Origin of the sequence: Accumulibacter sp. (assembly GCF_032229525.1) — a bacterium.
Lineage (GTDB): Bacteria > Pseudomonadota > Gammaproteobacteria > Burkholderiales > Rhodocyclaceae > Accumulibacter.
This window is the reverse complement of the sequence record NZ_JAVTWB010000107.1, coordinates 29,052-46,189: the sequence shown is the minus strand read 5'-3', so window position 1 is coordinate 46,189 and position 17,138 is coordinate 29,052. Positions and strand designations below refer to the sequence as shown.

Genomic DNA, 17,138 nt, shown 5'->3' with positions numbered 1-17,138 from the left:
TTTTTTTGCTCCGTGTTACGGTTGGCGCACCCCATTGGGCACTTGTAGCATCAGCGCGGCTTGCTCGGGCGTCGTCCCATGTTCGACAACGCCGAGCAGCGGTGCGGTCAGCCGTGCCTGCAAAGCGGCCAGGTTTTCGCTGAAGCGTGACATCGTCGGGTCGATTCGATTCGCCACCCAGCCAGCCAGAGTCAGCCCCCGGGCAGCGATTGCCTGCTGGGTCAACAGGGCATGGTTGATGCAGCCAAGCCGCATGCCGACGACCAGGATCAGCGGCAGCTGGAGCGTCGCTGCCAGATCGGCGGTGTCGTAGGTACTGCCGAGCGGAACGCAGAAACCGCCAACACCTTCGACCAGAACCGCGTCGGCCATGGCCTGCAGTTGCCGGAGAGTGGCGGCGATATGCGGCAGCTCGATGCGTCGTCCTTCCTCCGCGGCGGCGATGTGCGGTGCGACTGCGGCCTGGAAGCAGTACGGATTGACCAACTCTCGCGGTGGCTGCAGTGACGATGCCGCGAGCAGGCGCTCGACATCGTCATTGCGTCCCTGATCGTCGCAGCCGGCGGCGATCGGTTTCATCGCGACCGCGCTCAGCCCGGCGTTGCGCAGTGCGTGCAAGAGGGCACAGGCGACGAAGGTCTTGCCAATTTCGGTATCGGTGCCGGTGATGAACCAGGCGGCCTGGTGGTGCACGGGCTCCGCTTGCATGTGCTCCCTCACTTTCTGGCGTAGGCGAGAATCACGTCGTAGCGCGCGGGCAGGCCGGCTGGCGTGCGATGCTGCTCGTAGGCCGCCTGTACCTGCTGCCAGGCCCCGCGGCCGAGCAGGCCGCTACGCGCACCATCGCCGACCGAGTTGGCGCCGATCTCCTTGATCGCTCGCAGCAGTCTCTTCAGATCAGGGTAGTGCAGGTTGATCGTCTGCCGGTAGAGCTTGATGGCGGAAAAGCCGGCACGCGACAGAGCCTCGCTGATGGCAGCCGGTTCACTGAAGCTCAGCGTGTGGCGGTGGCGGTCGATGCCGGCGAAGGCCTCGCGCAGTTCGCAAAAGGTGTCGGGGCCGAGCGTACTCAGCGCCAGTTGCCCGCCGGGTTGCAAGACGCGGTGCGCTTCAGCCAGCACACTGTCCGTATCGCACCACTGCACGGTCAAATTGGACCACCAGGCAGCAAAGCAATCGTCCTTGCAGGGCAAGGCCTCGATGTCGGCGGCCAGACAAATGTCGGCATCGTCACGCGCTGCGGCGAGCATGGTCGTGGCGAAGTCGACCGCCGTGATGTGCACCGCGGGCCAGCGCGCGCGCAACAAGCGCGAGCCGTAGCCAGTGCCACAGCCGGCATCGAGAATGTGGCTTGGCTCGGGAAACGGTGCGAGCTCCAGCAACAGGCGTTCGCAGACCTGCCGCTGCAAGAGGGCGGCGTCGTCATACGAGGCTGCCGCACGCTCGAAGGACTCGCGAACACGCGGTTTAGGCGGCAGCAGCATGGCAGAAATCGTTCACCAGTCGGACAAAACGATCCGGGTCAGCGAGGAAGGGCACGTGACCGGTCTCCGCAAGAATCTCCAGGCTGGCGTTCGGCAGCGCTTGCGACAACCAGCTTGCCGCTGCCACTGGGTTCAGCGAGTCGTTCTCGCCGTGAATGAGCAGGCTGCGCGTAGCGATGGCTGGTACCAGCAGACGCAAGTCGATGTCCCGCAGCCACTCCAGGCCACGGCTCAGCACTTCGGCGTCCGGCACCGGCGCCTGGCGCAGGCCGGCAAGGAGTGTGCGCGTGATCATCCGCGCCTCGGCGTCACCCTGACCGAGCAAGGCGACGAAGCGCTGCAGCGCTCGCTCCGGCCGCTGTCTGACGCTGGCCAGGAAACTGTCGAGCAGAGCCGGCGCCTGCGCCGCCGGCCAATCGGCGCGTCGCGTGAAACGGGCTGTGCTACCCACCAGTATCAGCCCGGCCACACGTTCCGGCTCCAGCAGCGCCGCGCGCATTGCCAGCATTGCGCCAAGTGACCAGCCGCACAGCGTCACCCCTTCGGGTAGGGCGTTGATCATGGCCCGAGCTGTGGCCGCGAAATCGCCACCATCGGCCGGCGCCCGTCCGTAGCCGGGCAAGTTGACCAGGTGTACCCGGCAGCGACCTGACAAGGGTTCGAGCAATGCTTGCCAGACCCAGCTGCCCAGCCCCCAACCGTGGATCAGGGCGAGATCCGGGCCCGTGCCGACGATCTGCATCACGCGAGCTCTCGCAGCGCGTCTATCAGGCGGGCGACCTGCTCCGGTGTATGCGCCGCGGTCAGCGACACGCGCAGGCGCGCGGTCCCTCTGGGCACTGTCGGTGGTCGGATCGCCGGTACCCACAGGCCGCGTTGGTAGAGCTCGGTGGCGACGCGCAGGGCTTCGTGGTTGTCGCCGATGATCACCGGCTGGATCGCTGTCGGCGAGGGCAGAAGCTGCCATCGCGTGTCGGCCAGTCCGTCGCGCAACTGCGCGCTGAGTTGCCATAGCCGATTACGCCGTGCATCGCCATCAGCGATCAGTTCAAGGCTGGTGGCCAGCGCACAAGCGATAGCCGGGCTGCCGGCGGTCGTGAAAATGCAGGTTCGGGCGCGCTGCTGTAGCCATTCGACAAGCGTTGCGTCACCGGCAACGAAGGCGCCGGCCCCGCCAGCCGCCTTGCCGAGGGTGCCCATGTAGACCAGGCGCCGGCTGGCCGGCAGCTGGAAGTGCGCGACGCTGCCGCGTCCCTGTGCGCCGAGTACGCCGAAGCCGTGGGCATCGTCGACCACCAGCCAGGCATCAAAGCGCTCGGCGAGTTCGAGCAGTCCGGGCAACGGCGCGAGATCGCCGTCCATGCTGAACACGGCATCGGTGAGAATCAGTTTGCGGCGGGCAGAGCTGGCCGCGAGCAGGCGCTCCAGCGCTGCCAGATCGCCGTGCGGATAGCGCTGACTGTCAGCGCGTGAGAGTTGCACGGCGTCGATCAGCGAAGCATGGTTGAGACGGTCGGCAAAAACCGCGTCCGTGCGCCCGACCAGTGCCGGGACGATACCCAGATTGGCCATGTAGCCGGTTGAGAAGAGCAGGGCGCGGGCGAAGCCGGTGAAATCGGCGAGTTTCTGCTCGAGTACCGCGTGCGGGACGAGATGGCCGCTGACCAGATGGGAAGCGCCGCTGCCGACGCCCCAGGCTCTGGCGCCGGCGCAGGCCGCGTCGATCAGCGCCGGGTCATTGGCCAGACCGAGGTAGTCGTTGCTGCAGAAGCTGAGCAGAGGATGACCATCAACGCGGGCCTGCGGCCCGCAGGGGAGCTCGAGGGTGCGGCGATGGCGTCTTAGGCCGTCGCCTTGCAGGGCCTCCAGCTCGCTTTGCAGTTGGTCCACAATCATCGGTGCAGCGCGACGTCGAGCGTGGCGATGGCTTGCGCCACGAGAAACTCGCATTCCTCGTGGCTGATCACATAGGGAGGCATGAAATAGATCGTGTTGCCTATCGGCCGCAGCAGGATTTCGTTGGCCAACGCCTGGCGGTAGAAGCGTTCCGAGAACTGTGGGTCATCGCTGAGCACGTCGAACGCCGCGATCATGCCGCGCTGGCGAAGATGGCGCACCTGCGGGTGCTTGGCCAGGGGACTCAGACAGCGGGCGAGATGCGCGGCGAGCGAGCGATTGGCCTCGATCACCCCGTCGTCGGCGAAGATGTCGAGCGTCGCCAGGGCTGCCCTGCAGGCCAGCGCGTTGCCGGTGTAGGAGTGGGAATGGAGAAAGCCCCGGCTGAGGCGGTCGTCGTAGAACGCAGCGTAGACATCGTCGGTGGTGAGCACGATCGATAGCGGCAGATAACCGCCGGAAATGCCTTTCGACAGGCACAGGAAATCCGGTCTGATACCCGCCTGCTGGTGGGCGAAAAAAGTGCCGGTGCGGCCACAACCGACGGCGATCTCGTCACAGATCAGATGAACCTCATAGCGGTCGCACAGGCCCCTGGCGAGCCGCAGGTACTCGGGATCGTACATCGCCATGCCGCTGGCACACTGGATGAGCGGCTCCACGATCAGCGCCGCGATGCGGCGATGGTGCTGTTCGAGATGACGTTCGAGGGCAGTGGCCGCGCGCCGGGCGACGTCGACCGCTGTTTCACCTTCCTCCGCCAGGCGTGCATCGGGCGTCATCACGGTGCTGGCCGGGCGGATCAGCGGCGCGTAGGCGTCCTTGAACAGCGCGACATCGGTCACGGCCAGGGCGCCGACGGTCTCGCCGTGATAGCTGCCGGCCAGACAGAGGAACTCCTGTTTTTCTTCGCGGCCGCGGTTGCGCCAGGAGTGGAACGACATCTTGAGCGCGATTTCTGTCGCCGATGCGCCGTCGGAAGCATAGAAGCAATGGCCGAGTGCGCCGCCAGAAAGTGCCGAGAGACGTTCGGAAAGTTCGATCACCGGCCGATGCGTGAAGCCGGCGAGAATGACATGCTCCAGTTCGTCGAGCTGCGCGCGTAGCGCCGCATTGATCCGCGGATTGCAGTGGCCAAACAGATTGACCCACCACGAGCTGATGCCGTCCAGATAGCGCCGGCCATCGAAGTCGTATAGCCAGACACCCTTGCCGTTGGCGATCGGGACCATCGGCAAGGCGTCGGCAGCCGCTCCGTGCTGCTTCATCTGGGTACATGGGTGCCAAACGGCGGCAAGGCTGCGCTGCAGCAAATCGCTGTTGCTCATAGCGGGATCGGGTAGGCGTTCAGTGCAGTGTCTGCGAGGGCGCGTCGTTCTGTTCCGGCATCTCGGCGTGTACCGTCTCACCCTCGACGTTGGGATAGAGGGGGGCGCCACAGTCGTCACAGAACTCGTAGGGAAACTGTTGGTCGAGCACGCTGATTTCCTTGAGGCCGGTTTTGCGCAACACCGTTTCTATTTCGCCGGCGACATCGGTCGTTTCATCTTCCACGCCAAGCAGTGGCCAGACGACGCCGTGGTAAATCACGTCGCTGTCGCAGGGGCCAAAGCCGATTCGGTACTCTTCGAGTCGCTTGTCGTGGAAGCCGCCAACCACGGCGCGCAGTTCTTCTACTTGCAGGTTGAGGGTGGCTTGCAGAAAGGCGACCGAGGCATTCAGCGAGTAGGGGCGCGACGCACTGTCGGCGGCTCGGCAAGCAGCGTGATAGGCATCAGCCAGCAACGGTTGATAGGCGCAGCCAGTGAGCAGCGGTTCGAGGCTGGGTCCGCCCTGCCGCACCCATTCCTTGAGGGCTATTTCACGAGTCGTCTTGTCCACCTCGTTCCAGCGGAAAAGCGGCATGCCGCGCGCAACGACCAGGGCAGCGACCAGGTAGCGGGTGTCGGAGAGGAAGCGGTTGGTTTCCGGCATGGCCAATGCGTTGACGTTGAGGTCCGTGCCGGCGAGTGCGGCCGTCCCCAGCTCCTGCATCAATTGCCAGGTTTCGACAAAACTGTGTGGTAGCTGGTCCGGACTGTAGAGGTAGTCGGCGACGGCGAGCCGGGTTCCGCCAGCCAGAACATGGGCACCAAGGTGGACCTTCAGCGTCTGCAGCGTATTCTTCGGGATCGCGGCAGCCGGGATTGAAAAGCGCGACCAACCCAGCACGGGCACGGCCAGCAGCAGAACGTCGAACTCCTGGCCCTGATTCGACATCACGCACGACTCGGCGTGCGACTCGACGATGTCGGCGAGATCGTCATGGGCCATCGCATGGGTATCGAACAGGCGGTCGAGCGCGGCGGTCAGGTCATCCTCGGCACCGTCCTGGAACAGCCGGTTGAGAATTTCGGCAAGGCAGTTCTGCCAGAACAGGTCCTCGAGCTTGCTGCCCGACTCGGCGAGGCCGATCGCCAGGCGACCCAGTTCGGTGGCATCAGCAGAAATACGCTTGCGGGAAGAGAAGCGGTTGCGTTTCATCGTCGGGAGCCTGCGACAGGGTCAATCCGCCATTGTATCAAGCTGGCGAGTCCGACGTTCGTGCACATGCATCTTGTGTGACTGCGCGGAACGCGCCAGCGCAAGCAGGGCGCGCGCTCCGGAGAAGACCCACAGGCGATACGGCAGACGCCCTGGAGCTACCGCAGTGGCTTGGCGCCACATGCCGGTCGGGAAGCCGTGACCTGCTTTACGGCCGGCGGCGGCGACCACGTGAGCCTGAACGCAGCCAGCTGAACGGGTCACCAAGGGGCGCGGATAGTCAGGCGATACGCAGCTGCGCCAGAGAAGCGAAGGCTTGCTCGTTACCGAGATCCGGGGTGATGATCAATTCGAGCACGGTCACCGCGCCAAGATTGACCTGGTGGTCTTCAGTTTCACTGTTGGCGCCTTCCGGGCTGAAATTCCATTGCTGCCTGACGATCTCCCGGAACGACTGCCCACCGTCGGCCGACCAGCGCACAACGTATTCCTGGGTGCGTTGCACCGTCGATTCGACAAACGAGAGCCAAATCCGCCGCACCGCTTGCGGCGGCGAAAAGAGCAGACGAATGGTCTGTTTGCCGGGCACGGCGGCACGCCAACCAACGCCCCCGTCGGGCACCAGCGCTGACTCGATGGGATGGTCGCTGTGTTCCGAGCTGATTTCGACCTCGGCCAGGTCTTCAAGCTTCAGCCAGTCTCCAGTCGCTTGAGCGGCAACCTTCTGGACATCGGTGATGACTCGCTTGCGCATACGTTGAATCCCCTAACGGTGAAAGGCACTCGGCGACGCAGAGGCCATGATGCTACGCCTACGATTCTCCGAGCTGGGCCGAAACTTCGCGCTCGGCACGCATCCAGTAGTCGGTGGCGCAGCCTTGAAAACCATCTTTCTCGGCGATGAAATAGGCTGCCGACTGGACCATGCAATAGCGTTCCTCGGCACCCGGTGGCGGCGTCGCCTGCTTGGCGGCCGTCGTACTGCGCTGAGCTGTAGCGCTCTGCGTGGCGTTGGCCTGAGTCGCAGCCGGGGCGGCCTTCTGCACCGGTGCTTTCTTGGCGGCGGCGACTGGCGCTGCTTTGACAGCCGCCGGCGCCTTGGCAGCCGTGGCGGCAGCCGTTGTTGGCTTGGTCTCGGTCTTCCTGGCGGCAGGTTTTCTCTTGGTCGTGGTGTTTTCGTTGGTCATGATGGTCCCTTGTGTCGATGCTGGTATGGTTCGGTCAGTGAGTGAGTTCCGAGGTCGCCTGCGCGACCGCAGCGTACCTTCACAGCATAGAAAGATCGCGCTTGCCGGTCAAGGCGAATGCCTGCCCAAGCTTGCATGGCGACTCGGCAAACGCTGACGTCAAAGACGTCTGAAGCAGACCAGGCGTGTTCGTTTTGCGTGCCGGCAACAGGCTCGCAAGCGCACGGTGGATGGCATCTTCTGTTCTGGCGGCGGTGCAGGGAAACGGGCCGCGATCAGGCGAGATGGCTGCCATCATGCATCCACGCCGCGTGTTTCGGCGCCTTTCGGGTCTTCGCCCATTCCTCGATCATCTCCCATTTCACGGCGTCCAACCTGTCCATCATCGCCGCCGTGGCGGTATTGAAGGCCAGCTCGAGGCGATGGCCGCTGGGGTCGAAGAAGTAGATCGACTTGAACAGGGTATGATCGGTGATCCCCACGACCTCGATACCGTCGGCCTCCAGGCGCTGCTTGACAGCCAACAGATCGGCCATCGATTCGACTTCGAAAGCAATGTGCTGAGTCCACGCCGGGGTATTGCGGTCTCTATCCATCGGTGCTTGGGTCGGCAGTTCGAAGAAGGCCAGAACGTTGCCGCCGCCGGCATCGAGGAAGATGTGCATATACGGGTCGGGTTCCCCGGTCGACGGCACCTGATCCTCGGCGATTGCCAGAATGAAATCCATGCCGAGATACCTGCCGTACCACTCGACCGTCTGTTTGGCGTCTACGCAGCGGTAGGCCACGTGATGAATCTTCCGGATCTTCATGATCATCTCCCGCGCTTGTTTTCGTCCACCCGCCGCCGCTGGTCACCGACGCAGCACAGCCGCTGGGCAGCACCTCTTGATCGACGCTGCCGCGACCGAACTCGACCCATTATGGCAACGATTGCCCCTACAATCACCACTTCACTACCCGCGCAGCGGGTGGCAATCGGCATCACGCCGTATCGAGACCAGGCTGCGCGAGCTATTCCTTCACGTTCCCGTGCATCGAATGCCCGATGAGGTGAGTGTAAGTCGTGGCCAGCCTTCGTCTTCATCAACTGCGGACTCGCCATGTCGGCCCGATCGAGCTCTCTGTCGGCGCCGGTGAATGCGTCTGTATCCTGGGCGCTTCCGGCAGCGGGAAGACCCTGCTGTTGCGGGCGATCGCCGACCTCGATTCCCACCTTGGCGAGGCCTACCTTGATACGGACGCCTGCGCGACCCTGCCTGCCCCGGGTTGGCGACGTTCCGTCGCCCTGGTCGTCGCGGAAAGCCAGTGGTGGTCCGAGCACGTTCGCGACCACTTCGACCAGGGCGTCAATGCGGCCTGGCTGGAACAGCTCGGCTTGCCCGACGCGGCAATCGATTGGGAGGTGTCCCGATGCTCGACCGGCGAGAGACAGCGGCTCGCCTTGTTGCGCACCTTGATGCAGGGTCCGGCCGCTCTATTACTGGACGAGCCGACCGGCAATCTCGACCAGGAGAGCACGCGCAGGGTGGAGGCCTTGCTGGACGACTATCGACGGCAACGGCAGGCAGCGCTGCTGTGGATCAGTCACGATGCCGATCAGGCAGACCGCGTCGCGCAACGCAGCTTTGTCCTGCGCAATGGCACCTTGGAGCAGAGCCTGTTGCGATGAGCGTGATCACCCTTTCCCCGTTGGACCTCGCGGTCGCCGCGCTGCTGATCCTGGCCCTCGCGGGCCTGTCGCTGCGCATGCGACTCGGCGTCGAGCGACAACTGCTCGCCTCGGCTGCCCGCAGTACCATCCAGCTATTTCTGATTGGCTTGGTGCTCAAGGTTCTTTTCGACCATGTCCATCTGCTCTGGGTGTCGTTGATGGCGGGGGTGATGATCGTGGTCGCCGGGCGGGAGGTGATGGTACGCCAGAAACGCCGATTCATCGGCTGGTGGGGATTCGGCGTTGGCACGCTGTCAATGTTCGTCTCTTCATTCACCGTCACCGTGATGGCCCTGGTGCTGGTGATTGGCACTAGCCCGTGGTATGCGCCGCAATACGCGATACCGCTGCTGGGGATGATTCTCGGCAACACCATGAATGGCATCTCGCTGGGACTCGATCGCCTGACCCAGGATGCGGCACAGAAACGGCAGATCATCGAGACCCGGCTGGCGCTTGGTCAGAGCTGGCAACGGGCGATTTCCGACAGCCGACACGAGGCTATCCGCGTCGGTCTGATTCCGATCATCAACGCCATGTCCGCTGCGGGTATCGTCAGTCTGCCCGGCATGATGACCGGTCAGATACTCGCTGGCACGCCGCCGGTCGAAGCGGTCAAGTACCAGATCCTGGTGATGTTCCTGATCGCCGGCGGGACCGGTTTCGGCACCGTCGTCGCAGTCAGTTTTGCTGCCCGACGCCTGTTCGATGAGCGCCAGCGCTTGCGACTGGACCGCCTGAGCCTGCCCGGGAGTTGATCCGAAGGCCATCGATGAGCATTTAGCAAACCACGAACGACGGCGCCAGGGCATCGTTCCGCTCGTCGCCAAGCGTCCACCCGCAAGGGCCGGGGCGCCGGCCAACGTTGCGGTCGGACGCCGGTGATTAGCGCGTAATCGGCTTGTAGCGGATGCGCTTGGGCTTCGCCGCCTCCTCGCCGAGCCGACGTAGCTTTTCCTCCTCGTACTCGTGGTAGTTGCCGTTGAAGAAGATCCATTGCGAATCCCCTTCGCAGGCCAGGATGTGCGTGCAAATGCGGTCAAGAAACCAGCGGTCGTGCGAAACGACCAGCACGCTGCCGGCGAATTCGAGCAGGGCGTCTTCGAGGGCACGCAGCGTTTCGACGTCGAGGTCGTTGGATGGCTCGTCGAGCAGCAGGACGTTGCCGCCGGCGATCAGCGTCTTGGCCATGTGCAGGCGGCCGCGCTCGCCGCCGGAGAGCTGGCCAACGTGCTTCTGCTGATCGGATCCCTTGAAATTGAAGCGACCAATGTAGGCGCGCGCCGGCGTCTCGTACTTGCCGACGGTCAGAATGTCGGCGCCGCCGGAGATTTCCTCGAAAACGGTCTTGTCGCCGTCGAGGCAATCACGACTCTGGTCGACGTAGGCGAGCTTGACCGTGCTGCCGATCTCTACTTCACCGGAGTCCGGCTGTTCCTTGCCCACCAGCATCCGGAAAAGGGTCGATTTGCCGGCACCGTTGGGGCCGATGATGCCGACGATGGCGCCGGGCGGGACGCTGAAACTGAGTTTATCGATCAGCAGCCGGTCGCCGAATGACTTGCTGACATCCTTGAAGTCGATCACCTTGCTGCCAAGGCGCTCGCCGACCGGGATGAAGATTTCCTGCGTTTCATTGCGCTTCTGGTATTCGACGCTGCTCAGTTCTTCAAAACGTGACAGACGGGCCTTGCTCTTGGCTTGCCGCGCTTTCGGGCTCTGCCGTACCCATTCCAGCTCCTGCTTCATCGTCCGGATGCGGCCGGCTTCCTGCTTGGACTCGGTTTCCAGGCGCGCTTCCTTCTGCTCGAGCCAACTCGAGTAGTTGCCCTTCCACGGAATGCCCTGGCCACGGTCGAGTTCGAGAATCCACTCGGCGGCGTTGTCGAGGAAATAGCGATCGTGGGTAACGGCGACCACCGTGCCCGGAAAGCGCACCAGGAATTGCTCAAGCCACTCGACCGATTCGGCGTCGAGGTGGTTGGTCGGCTCGTCGAGCAGCAGCATGTCGGGCTGCGAGAGCAACAGCTTGCACAGCGCGACGCGACGTTTCTCGCCGCCGGAAAGTGTCTTGACCAGGGCCTCCCAGGGCGGCAGGCGCAGGGCGTCGGCGGCCAGCTCGAGCTGACTACCGAGGTCGGAGCCGGCGGTGGCGAGGATCGCCTCCAGACGCGCCTGCTCCTCGGCAAGCTGGTCGAAATCGGCATCGGCTTCGGCGTAGGCGGCGTACACCGCTTCCAGCTTGGTCTGTGCCTGAAAAACCTCGCCAAGGCCTGATTCCACTTCCTGGCGGACGGTCGCTTCGGGGTCGAGTTCTGGCTCTTGCGCCAGGTAGCCGATCTTGAGATTGGGCATCGGTGTCGCTTCACCGATGATGTCCTGGTCGAGGCCTGCCATGATGCGCAGAACCGTCGACTTGCCCGAGCCGTTGAGACCGAGCAGGCCGATCTTGGCGCCGGGGAAGAAAGAGAGCGAGATGTCCTTGATGATCTGCCGTTTGGGCGGGACGATCTTGCCCACGCGGTTCATCGTGAATACGTATTGAGCCATGGTCTTGCTTATCGATCCAGAGGTGGGAAAGTGCTACAGGCGGGTACAGGCGGTCAGTGGACGCAGGATGCGAGCCGTCCGGAAAGCGCAAGTCTACCCGAGACTGGTTGTTCGTGGCGGCCACTTGCGCGCACCGGCGACATCACGATGGGTTTCCATGAATCGGCATCGGGGGTAGCCATCGCGGCTGCGCCCCTGCCAGACCACCCGGCATGCGGGTCCGGCACCGGGCGGTTCGAGAAGTTGAGGTCAGGAGAGCCGGGGTACCCCGAGGCGATCAAAGTAGGGGATGTTCAGCACGGTCTTCAGTAGCCGGTCGCTGTTTCGCCACCAGCGTCGTGAGTTTCCAGCCACCTGGCGCGCGGCACTTGCCGTCGCACCGAGCGCTTTCAACTCCCGGTACATGGTCGGAGCTCGTTTCCAATGTTTGAGCTGGATCCGCCCGCAGCCGCTGACGCATCCACTCCTTCAGCGTCTGCCAGATGCGCGGGGTTTGCGCCAACCGGAAATAGGCTTTCCAGCCAAGCCCACAGGGGGGCGCAGTCTTTCCACCACTTCAACCACGCTGCGACCGCCAGAACGGCCAGTCAGTTGCCTGATTCGCTGCCTGAACGTCGCCAAAAGCTTGGCGGCGACCTTGCACGTGATCTCCCCCCTGGGGGCCACCCAAAAGCTGAAACCGAGGAACTTGCGCCCGAATCCGCGAGCGACTGCACTCATGGTCTCATTGACCGTCAAGTGTAGTTGTGGGCCTACAGGCTGCGCAGTAATTCCATCGCCCGCTCACCCGCACGGTGGCTACGAACGTACAGGTTTGCATCGTCGGCGTAGCGCACGAAGCAATGGCCCCCGCGTGCCAGTTGCCGCCGGCCACGTGGTCACCAGATGACCTGCTGTCTGGTCAATATTCAGACCGCTTACGCCCGCTGCGCCCTTGTTGGCCCGCACCCGCTTCAGTGCCTGTCGCAGGTTCTCTCTCGTCAGTGCTGTCGAAAGCAGCACTGACCCTGTGTTTGCCCGTTCATGTCGCGGATCGCAGACTTGGTCGCTGGCAGGATCACGCGCAGCTTCACCGCACGCTACGCCCACTCGCCCCGCTTGCGCGGGCATCTGACGCCATACCTGCTGCATCAACATGCGGCTAGACACTCCTTCTCGTTTGGTCCTTCACCTCTGGTCTCGGCCTTCTCCGGCCACGCCTCGGGCGACTACGACCGCTGCTGCCTTCTCGCTCCGGCTCGACACCGTCGCCCTTTCAGGCACAAGGCGAGATCTCCCCAGGTAAGGGCCGCACTCCTTCGCTGCATAACCGCAGGATCTACGCCACTTCGCCTTGATCACGAGAGCTTCGCGCTTACGTGCCCGCTCGCCCTGCTCCGCAGCGCCTTCTATCCGGTTCTTGTTCATCGGCTCGCAGCTTCGATGCACGCGTCCTCACCACACTTGGTCACCCCCGTGCAGTTGCGCTTCACTTCATTTGCTGTGATCAACTTACGACGGGACTTGCACCCGCAAGAGTGCGCCCATGCTGGGCGCACCAAAAAAACCCTTCGCGAGAACGCGAAGGGTTCGTTCGAGCAGCCGGGACGTGTGCTGTTGGGTGCTCTACTGGTGCTGCGCGCGAGCGGACCGCGCCGCACGACGCCGCTGTACCAGGCCGGCCAGGGCAACTCCCAGCAATGCCAGCGACGACGGCTCGGGCACGTTGGTGACGCCACCGCCGTTGAAGTCAAGACCGCCGACCGCGTCGATTTCGTTATCGCCATCGCGCGTAACTGCACCGGGTCCACCCCAGGTGACCGACGCGTAACGGAAGGTCGCGGCGTTGGGGAGTTGGTAAACGGCCACGAAACCGTCAGCGATGGCGGGATCGGGCGACCACCCGCCACCATACACGTGCACCAGCAATGCCTGGGTCCAGCCGGCGTCGGTTGCGTTCGGATCGTTCGACAACCAAGCGGTGTTTTCGAGCACCTCGCCAGGCACCGGGCCGTGGTCGACGAACACGAATACAGCAAGCTGATTGGCCTGTCCCCCGAGATCCCAGATGATGCCGGTTGAGGGCGCGCTGCCAGCAATACCGTTAAGGTTGGCGTTCGGGCTAGTGTCTTGCACCCAGTAGAAGTCGCGCGCATTGGCGTTGCCAACCCCGGTGGTACTACCGTCGTACAGCCCCAAGGTCGTCGGATCATAGCCAAAGCCCTGACCCTCCGCGCCCTTGAGGTAGGTGCCCAGCCCGAAGTTGGCCGGATCGCTCCATACGCTGTTTTCAATACAGGTGGTAGCCGTGCTGATACCCAGGTTCAAAAAGGTCTGCACGGTCGCGCCAAAAACAGGGTTGCCGACGGTATCGGTGGGGTTGGTGAGACAGGGCGCAGCAACGGCGCTGCCACTGGCTGCGCCAAGTACAGCCGCCACCATCGTTGGCAGGGCAAACTTCCCAAGTCTTGATATCATCATGTGGCACTCCTCAATAGTGGTGACCATCGGCGAGCTCAGGTGTTTGTCCCGTCGCTTAGTGTGGACCTCGGAAAGGTCCGCGACACTAAAGGAGCAATTATCGTGCCAGTATTAGTATCCGCATGAATTAAAAACGATGTTCTTCTCTACTCCGGCTGCCGACCGCTCCATCTGTAAAGAAATTCGACAGCCCGCAGCACACGACGCGCCGTAGGGACGTGCGACCAGTATTTCCTTGAGCGCGGTCAATGCCGATCGTCGCTGAGTGTGGCTACGAACAAGAGCTCTACTTTTCGACGAAAGCCCGCTCGATCACATAGTCACCCTGCGCGCCAATATGTGGCGACACCTCGAAACCACGACTATCGAGCAGCTCGCAGCAGTCCTTGAGCATCGCCGGGCTGCCGCAGAGCATGGCGCGGTCGCGAGCGGGATCCAAAGGCGGCAGGCCGATGTCGGAGAAGAGGCGGCCACTATTGACCAGTTCCGTGATCCGGCCGTGATTGCGGAAAGGCTCACGGGTCACGGTCGGGTAGTAGATCAGCTTGTCGCGAACCAGATCGGCAAAAAACTCGTGCTGCGGCAAGTCACGATTGATGAAGTCGCTGTAGGCAAGGTCCTTCTGCCAGCGAACGCCATGGATCAACACCACCTTGTCAAAGCGTTCGTAGGTCTCCGGGTCCTGGATCAGGCTGATGAACGGTGCCAGGCCGGTACCGGTCGACAGCAGGTAGAGGTTCTCGCCCGGGCGCAGGTCGCGCAGAACCAGAGTGCCCGTGGGCTTGCGGCTGACGACGATTTCGTCACCGACAACCAGATGCTGCAACTTCGAGGTCAGCGGGCCGTTCGGCACCTTGATGCTCAGAAACTCCAGGTATTCGTCATGGTTGGCGCTGGCGATGCTGTACGCGCGTGTCAGCGGGCGCCCCTCCTGCGGCAGGCCGATCATCACGAACTGCCCGTTTATGAAGCGTAGGCCAGGGTCGCGGGTGGTGCGAAAACTGAACAGCGTTTCGTTCCAGTGATGAACCGAAAGAACCTGTTGGGCTGAGAAAGTGCTCATGAATTTGACCTTGGAGTCCTGTTGACAGAGGCAATCGTAGTTCGCCATGTTATATTTGTAAAACAGATTGTTTGAATAACACATATCCGCACATTAGATATAGAGATGCGATTCACTTTGCGCCAGATCGGCGTCTTTGTGGCAGTGGCCCGGCATGAGAGCGTTTCGCGTGCTGCCGAAGAGCTTTCCCTGTCACAGTCGGCAACCAGCACGGCGCTCGGCGAGCTCGAGCGGCAGTACGAGACGCAGCTTTTTGACCGCTTCGGCAAGTCCTTGCGTTTGAACGAGCTCGGCCAGGCGCTACTGCCACAGGCGGTCGAATTGATCGAACGGGCAGCGGCGATCGAAAGTGGACTCGAAGGCCATGCCGGTTACGGCAAGCTGCGGATTGGCGCGACACTGACCATCGGCAACTATCTCGCCACGCTGATCGTTGCCGACTTTCTGACCCGCCACCCCGAGGGAACGCTGCATCTCAAGGTGCACAACACGACGACGATCGTCGATCAGGTGGCGCGCCACGAACTGGATCTCGGGCTGATCGAAGGCAGTTGCCGGCACCCGGAACTGGTCGTCGAACCGTGGGTGGCCGACGAGCTGGTGGTGTTCTGTGCGCCCACGCACGCGCTGGCGCGCCAGGGCTCGGCAACGCTGGCCGAACTGGCCGAGGAATCGTGGATTGTTCGTGAAGCGGGCTCGGGGACGCGTGAGACGCTTGATCAGGCGCTACGCCATCACCATTCGCCGCTCAAAGTCCGGCTGGAACTGGAGCACACCGAGGCGATAAAGCGGGCAGTGGAGTTCGGCCTGGGGATCGGTTGCATCTCGCGCCTGGCCCTGCGCGAGGCTTTTCGGCGCGGCAGCCTGGTGGCTATCGAAACACCAGAACTTGACCTGCGGCGGCATTTTCACTTTCTCTGGCATCAGCGAAAATTTCAGACCGCAGGAATGCGCGAGTTCATCAGTCTGTGCCGGGCGATGACGGCGCACGTCGAACGCAGTGATCAGATCGAGTGGTCGTTCATCCCTTAGGTGCGCTCTTGCTATACTCACCCGAACGCGGGGAGCGCGGGGAGGGCACAGAATGAACCGAATCGCCATTGTCGATGACAGCGACATTAATCTGGTACTGCTGAAGGCCTTGGTCGCCAAACTGGGCGACTGTGAGGCTTTGCTTTTTCAGGAGTCAGCCAAGGGCTTGCAGTGGTGCTCGGACAACCTGCCGGACCTGATCATTGTCGACTACATGATGCCCGATCTCGATGGCCTGGAGTTCATTGCTCGTTTGCGCAAGGTCCCTGGTCGCGGCGAGCTGCCGGTGCTGATGATCACCGCCAATGACGACAAGGACGTGCGCTACAAGGCGCTCGGCATTGGTGCGACGGATTTTCTGACCAAACCGGTCGACCGGATGGAGTTCTCCGCCCGCGTGCGCAACATGCTGGCGCTCAATACCAGCCGGCGTCACCTCGCCGACCGCGCTTCCTGGCTGGCGGAAGAGGTGGCCAAGGCAACGGCAGCGGTATACGCCCGCGAACAGGAGTTGCTGTTTCGCATGTCGCGCGCCGCCGAGTGTCGCGATCCGGAAACAGGCGCACATATCCAGCGCATGGCGCGCTTCTCACGCCTGATCGCCGACGAGCTGGCCCTTTCCGCGGCCGATCAGGAGCTCATTCTGCAGGCTGCACCGATGCACGATATCGGCAAGATCGGTATCCCGGATGCCATTCTGTTGAAACCGGGAAAGTTGACGCCGGAGGAGTTCGCGATCATGAAGGGGCACGCGCGTCTTGGCTTCGAACTGCTCGATGGCAGTGAATCGACAGTCTTGCAAGCGGCTGCCTCGATTGCTCTCGCGCATCACGAGAAGTTCGACGGCTCGGGTTATCCGAATGGTTTGGCGGGAGTGGCCATCCCGCTCTTTGGTCGGATCGTTGCGGTAGCCGATGTTTTTGACGCCCTGGTCTCCGACCGCCCGTACAAGCGACAGTGGCAACCGGAACAAGCCTTCTCCTTCCTCCAACAAGGGGCCAATGTACATTTCGACCCGGACTGTGTTGCCGCGTTCATCGCCCGGCAGGTAGAAGCGCTCGAGATTCGTGCGCGCTTTCAGGATGAAGAGTTTCCCGACGAGATATGAGTTTGTTCGGGCGCGCGACTGGCCACACACCGCGCTTGTTGCCCGCAACCGAGGTCATGGTCTCAGCGGAGAGACCCATGCCGCGCGGCGTGGTGAGGATCGGCCAGGTTGACCATGCTCG

General features: G+C 62.9%; 16 protein-coding genes and 1 pseudogene. 4 read left to right on the top strand and 13 right to left on the bottom strand.

Features of this window, described 5'->3' with window-relative positions:
- Nucleotides 1–15 precede the first annotated feature (15 nt).
- The 9 genes from bioD to RUW20_RS06860 all read right to left on the bottom strand — a co-directional run bounded on the left by bioD (nt 16) and on the right by RUW20_RS06860 (nt 7,902).
- Complete coding sequence (gene bioD / locus RUW20_RS06900) at nt 16–708, bottom strand: dethiobiotin synthase (RefSeq protein WP_313951461.1); 693 nt, start codon at nt 706–708, stop codon at nt 16–18.
- Between the two features lie 8 nt (nt 709–716).
- The gene (bioC, locus tag RUW20_RS06895; RefSeq protein ID WP_313951460.1) at nt 717–1,484 is read right to left on the bottom strand and encodes a malonyl-ACP O-methyltransferase BioC; all 768 of its coding nucleotides are present in this window, start codon (nt 1,482–1,484) and stop codon (nt 717–719) included.
- Nucleotides 1,468–2,226 (bottom strand): alpha/beta fold hydrolase, encoded by a 759-nt coding sequence (locus RUW20_RS06890; protein WP_313951490.1) that lies wholly within the window; start codon nt 2,224–2,226, stop codon nt 1,468–1,470. The genes bioC and RUW20_RS06890 overlap by 17 nt, the downstream gene beginning before the upstream one ends.
- Complete coding sequence (gene bioF / locus RUW20_RS06885; protein WP_313951459.1) at nt 2,226–3,380, bottom strand: 8-amino-7-oxononanoate synthase; 1,155 nt, start codon at nt 3,378–3,380, stop codon at nt 2,226–2,228. Before bioF ends, RUW20_RS06890 begins: the two co-directional genes overlap by 1 nt.
- Nucleotides 3,377–4,708, bottom strand: coding sequence for an adenosylmethionine--8-amino-7-oxononanoate transaminase (locus RUW20_RS06880; RefSeq protein WP_313951458.1), 1,332 nt, complete (start codon nt 4,706–4,708; stop codon nt 3,377–3,379). Before RUW20_RS06880 ends, bioF begins: the two co-directional genes overlap by 4 nt.
- A 19-nt stretch (nt 4,709–4,727) precedes the next feature.
- Nucleotides 4,728–5,903 (bottom strand): DUF2863 family protein, encoded by a 1,176-nt coding sequence (locus RUW20_RS06875; RefSeq protein ID WP_313951457.1) that lies wholly within the window; start codon nt 5,901–5,903, stop codon nt 4,728–4,730.
- A 280-nt stretch (nt 5,904–6,183) separates the two neighbouring features.
- Nucleotides 6,184–6,657, bottom strand: coding sequence for a carbohydrate-binding protein (locus RUW20_RS06870; RefSeq protein WP_313951456.1), 474 nt, complete (start codon nt 6,655–6,657; stop codon nt 6,184–6,186).
- A gap of 58 nt (nt 6,658–6,715) precedes the next feature.
- A complete protein-coding gene (locus tag RUW20_RS06865) occupies nt 6,716–7,090 on the bottom strand; it encodes a DUF2934 domain-containing protein (RefSeq protein WP_313951455.1) in 375 nt (124 codons plus the stop codon).
- A gap of 275 nt (nt 7,091–7,365) precedes the next feature.
- Complete coding sequence (locus RUW20_RS06860) at nt 7,366–7,902, bottom strand: VOC family protein (protein WP_313951454.1); 537 nt, start codon at nt 7,900–7,902, stop codon at nt 7,366–7,368.
- Between the two features lie 254 nt (nt 7,903–8,156).
- Here RUW20_RS06860 and RUW20_RS06855 point away from each other — a divergent pair, with 254 nt between their 5' ends.
- Both RUW20_RS06855 and RUW20_RS06850 read left to right on the top strand, forming a co-directional pair.
- Nucleotides 8,157–8,762: an ATP-binding cassette domain-containing protein gene (locus RUW20_RS06855; RefSeq protein WP_313951453.1), complete on the top strand. Its 606-nt coding sequence runs from the start codon at nt 8,157–8,159 to the stop codon at nt 8,760–8,762.
- Nucleotides 8,759–9,562, top strand: a complete 804-nt coding sequence (locus RUW20_RS06850) for an ABC transporter permease (protein WP_313951452.1) — start codon at nt 8,759–8,761, stop codon at nt 9,560–9,562. Before RUW20_RS06855 ends, RUW20_RS06850 begins: the two co-directional genes overlap by 4 nt.
- Nucleotides 9,563–9,689: 127 nt before the next feature.
- Here RUW20_RS06850 and ettA read toward each other — a convergent pair whose 3' ends face one another.
- The 4 genes and pseudogenes from ettA to RUW20_RS06830 form a co-directional block, all read right to left on the bottom strand.
- Nucleotides 9,690–11,354, bottom strand: a complete 1,665-nt coding sequence (gene ettA / locus RUW20_RS06845) for an energy-dependent translational throttle protein EttA (protein WP_313951451.1) — start codon at nt 11,352–11,354, stop codon at nt 9,690–9,692.
- A 249-nt stretch (nt 11,355–11,603) separates the two neighbouring features.
- A pseudogene (locus RUW20_RS06840) lies at nt 11,604–12,491 on the bottom strand (group II intron maturase-specific domain-containing protein).
- Between the two features lie 468 nt (nt 12,492–12,959).
- The gene (locus RUW20_RS06835; protein ID WP_313951450.1) at nt 12,960–13,775 is read right to left on the bottom strand and encodes a PEP-CTERM sorting domain-containing protein; all 816 of its coding nucleotides are present in this window, start codon (nt 13,773–13,775) and stop codon (nt 12,960–12,962) included.
- Nucleotides 13,776–14,100: 325 nt separating this feature from the next.
- Nucleotides 14,101–14,877 carry a ferredoxin--NADP reductase gene (locus RUW20_RS06830; RefSeq protein ID WP_313951449.1) on the bottom strand — a complete coding sequence of 259 codons (777 nt, stop codon included), beginning with the start codon at nt 14,875–14,877 and terminating at the stop codon, nt 14,101–14,103.
- Between the two features lie 105 nt (nt 14,878–14,982).
- Here RUW20_RS06830 and RUW20_RS06825 point away from each other — a divergent pair, with 105 nt between their 5' ends.
- Both RUW20_RS06825 and RUW20_RS06820 read left to right on the top strand, forming a co-directional pair.
- Nucleotides 14,983–15,909 carry a LysR family transcriptional regulator gene (locus tag RUW20_RS06825; protein WP_313951448.1) on the top strand — a complete coding sequence of 309 codons (927 nt, stop codon included), beginning with the start codon at nt 14,983–14,985 and terminating at the stop codon, nt 15,907–15,909.
- 52 nt (nt 15,910–15,961) lie between these two features.
- Nucleotides 15,962–17,017 carry an HD domain-containing phosphohydrolase gene (locus RUW20_RS06820; protein ID WP_313951447.1) on the top strand — a complete coding sequence of 352 codons (1,056 nt, stop codon included), beginning with the start codon at nt 15,962–15,964 and terminating at the stop codon, nt 17,015–17,017.
- Nucleotides 17,018–17,138 lie beyond the last annotated feature (121 nt).

Bases quoted from the DNA above. Each gene is read 5' to 3' on its own strand.
- RUW20_RS06880 (WP_313951458.1), bottom strand. From the start codon at position 4,708: ATGAGCAACAGCGATTTGCTGCAGCGCAGCCTTGCCGCCGTTTGGCAC.
- RUW20_RS06850 (WP_313951452.1), top strand. From the start codon at position 8,759: ATGAGCGTGATCACCCTTTCCCCGTTGGACCTCGCGGTCGCCGCGCTG.
- RUW20_RS06870 (WP_313951456.1), bottom strand. From the start codon at position 6,657: ATGCGCAAGCGAGTCATCACCGATGTCCAGAAGGTTGCCGCTCAAGCG.
- bioC (WP_313951460.1), bottom strand. From the start codon at position 1,484: ATGCTGCTGCCGCCTAAACCGCGTGTTCGCGAGTCCTTCGAGCGTGCG.
- RUW20_RS06825 (WP_313951448.1), top strand. From the start codon at position 14,983: ATGCGATTCACTTTGCGCCAGATCGGCGTCTTTGTGGCAGTGGCCCGG.
- bioF (WP_313951459.1), bottom strand. From the start codon at position 3,380: ATGATTGTGGACCAACTGCAAAGCGAGCTGGAGGCCCTGCAAGGCGAC.
- RUW20_RS06890 (WP_313951490.1), bottom strand. From the start codon at position 2,226: ATGCAGATCGTCGGCACGGGCCCGGATCTCGCCCTGATCCACGGTTGG.
- bioD (WP_313951461.1), bottom strand. From the start codon at position 708: ATGCAAGCGGAGCCCGTGCACCACCAGGCCGCCTGGTTCATCACCGGC.
- RUW20_RS06865 (WP_313951455.1), bottom strand. From the start codon at position 7,090: ATGACCAACGAAAACACCACGACCAAGAGAAAACCTGCCGCCAGGAAG.
- RUW20_RS06830 (WP_313951449.1), bottom strand. From the start codon at position 14,877: ATGAGCACTTTCTCAGCCCAACAGGTTCTTTCGGTTCATCACTGGAAC.
- RUW20_RS06860 (WP_313951454.1), bottom strand. From the start codon at position 7,902: ATGAAGATCCGGAAGATTCATCACGTGGCCTACCGCTGCGTAGACGCC.
- RUW20_RS06835 (WP_313951450.1), bottom strand. From the start codon at position 13,775: ATGGTGGCGGCTGTACTTGGCGCAGCCAGTGGCAGCGCCGTTGCTGCG.
- ettA (WP_313951451.1), bottom strand. From the start codon at position 11,354: ATGGCTCAATACGTATTCACGATGAACCGCGTGGGCAAGATCGTCCCG.
- RUW20_RS06820 (WP_313951447.1), top strand. From the start codon at position 15,962: ATGAACCGAATCGCCATTGTCGATGACAGCGACATTAATCTGGTACTG.
- RUW20_RS06875 (WP_313951457.1), bottom strand. From the start codon at position 5,903: ATGAAACGCAACCGCTTCTCTTCCCGCAAGCGTATTTCTGCTGATGCC.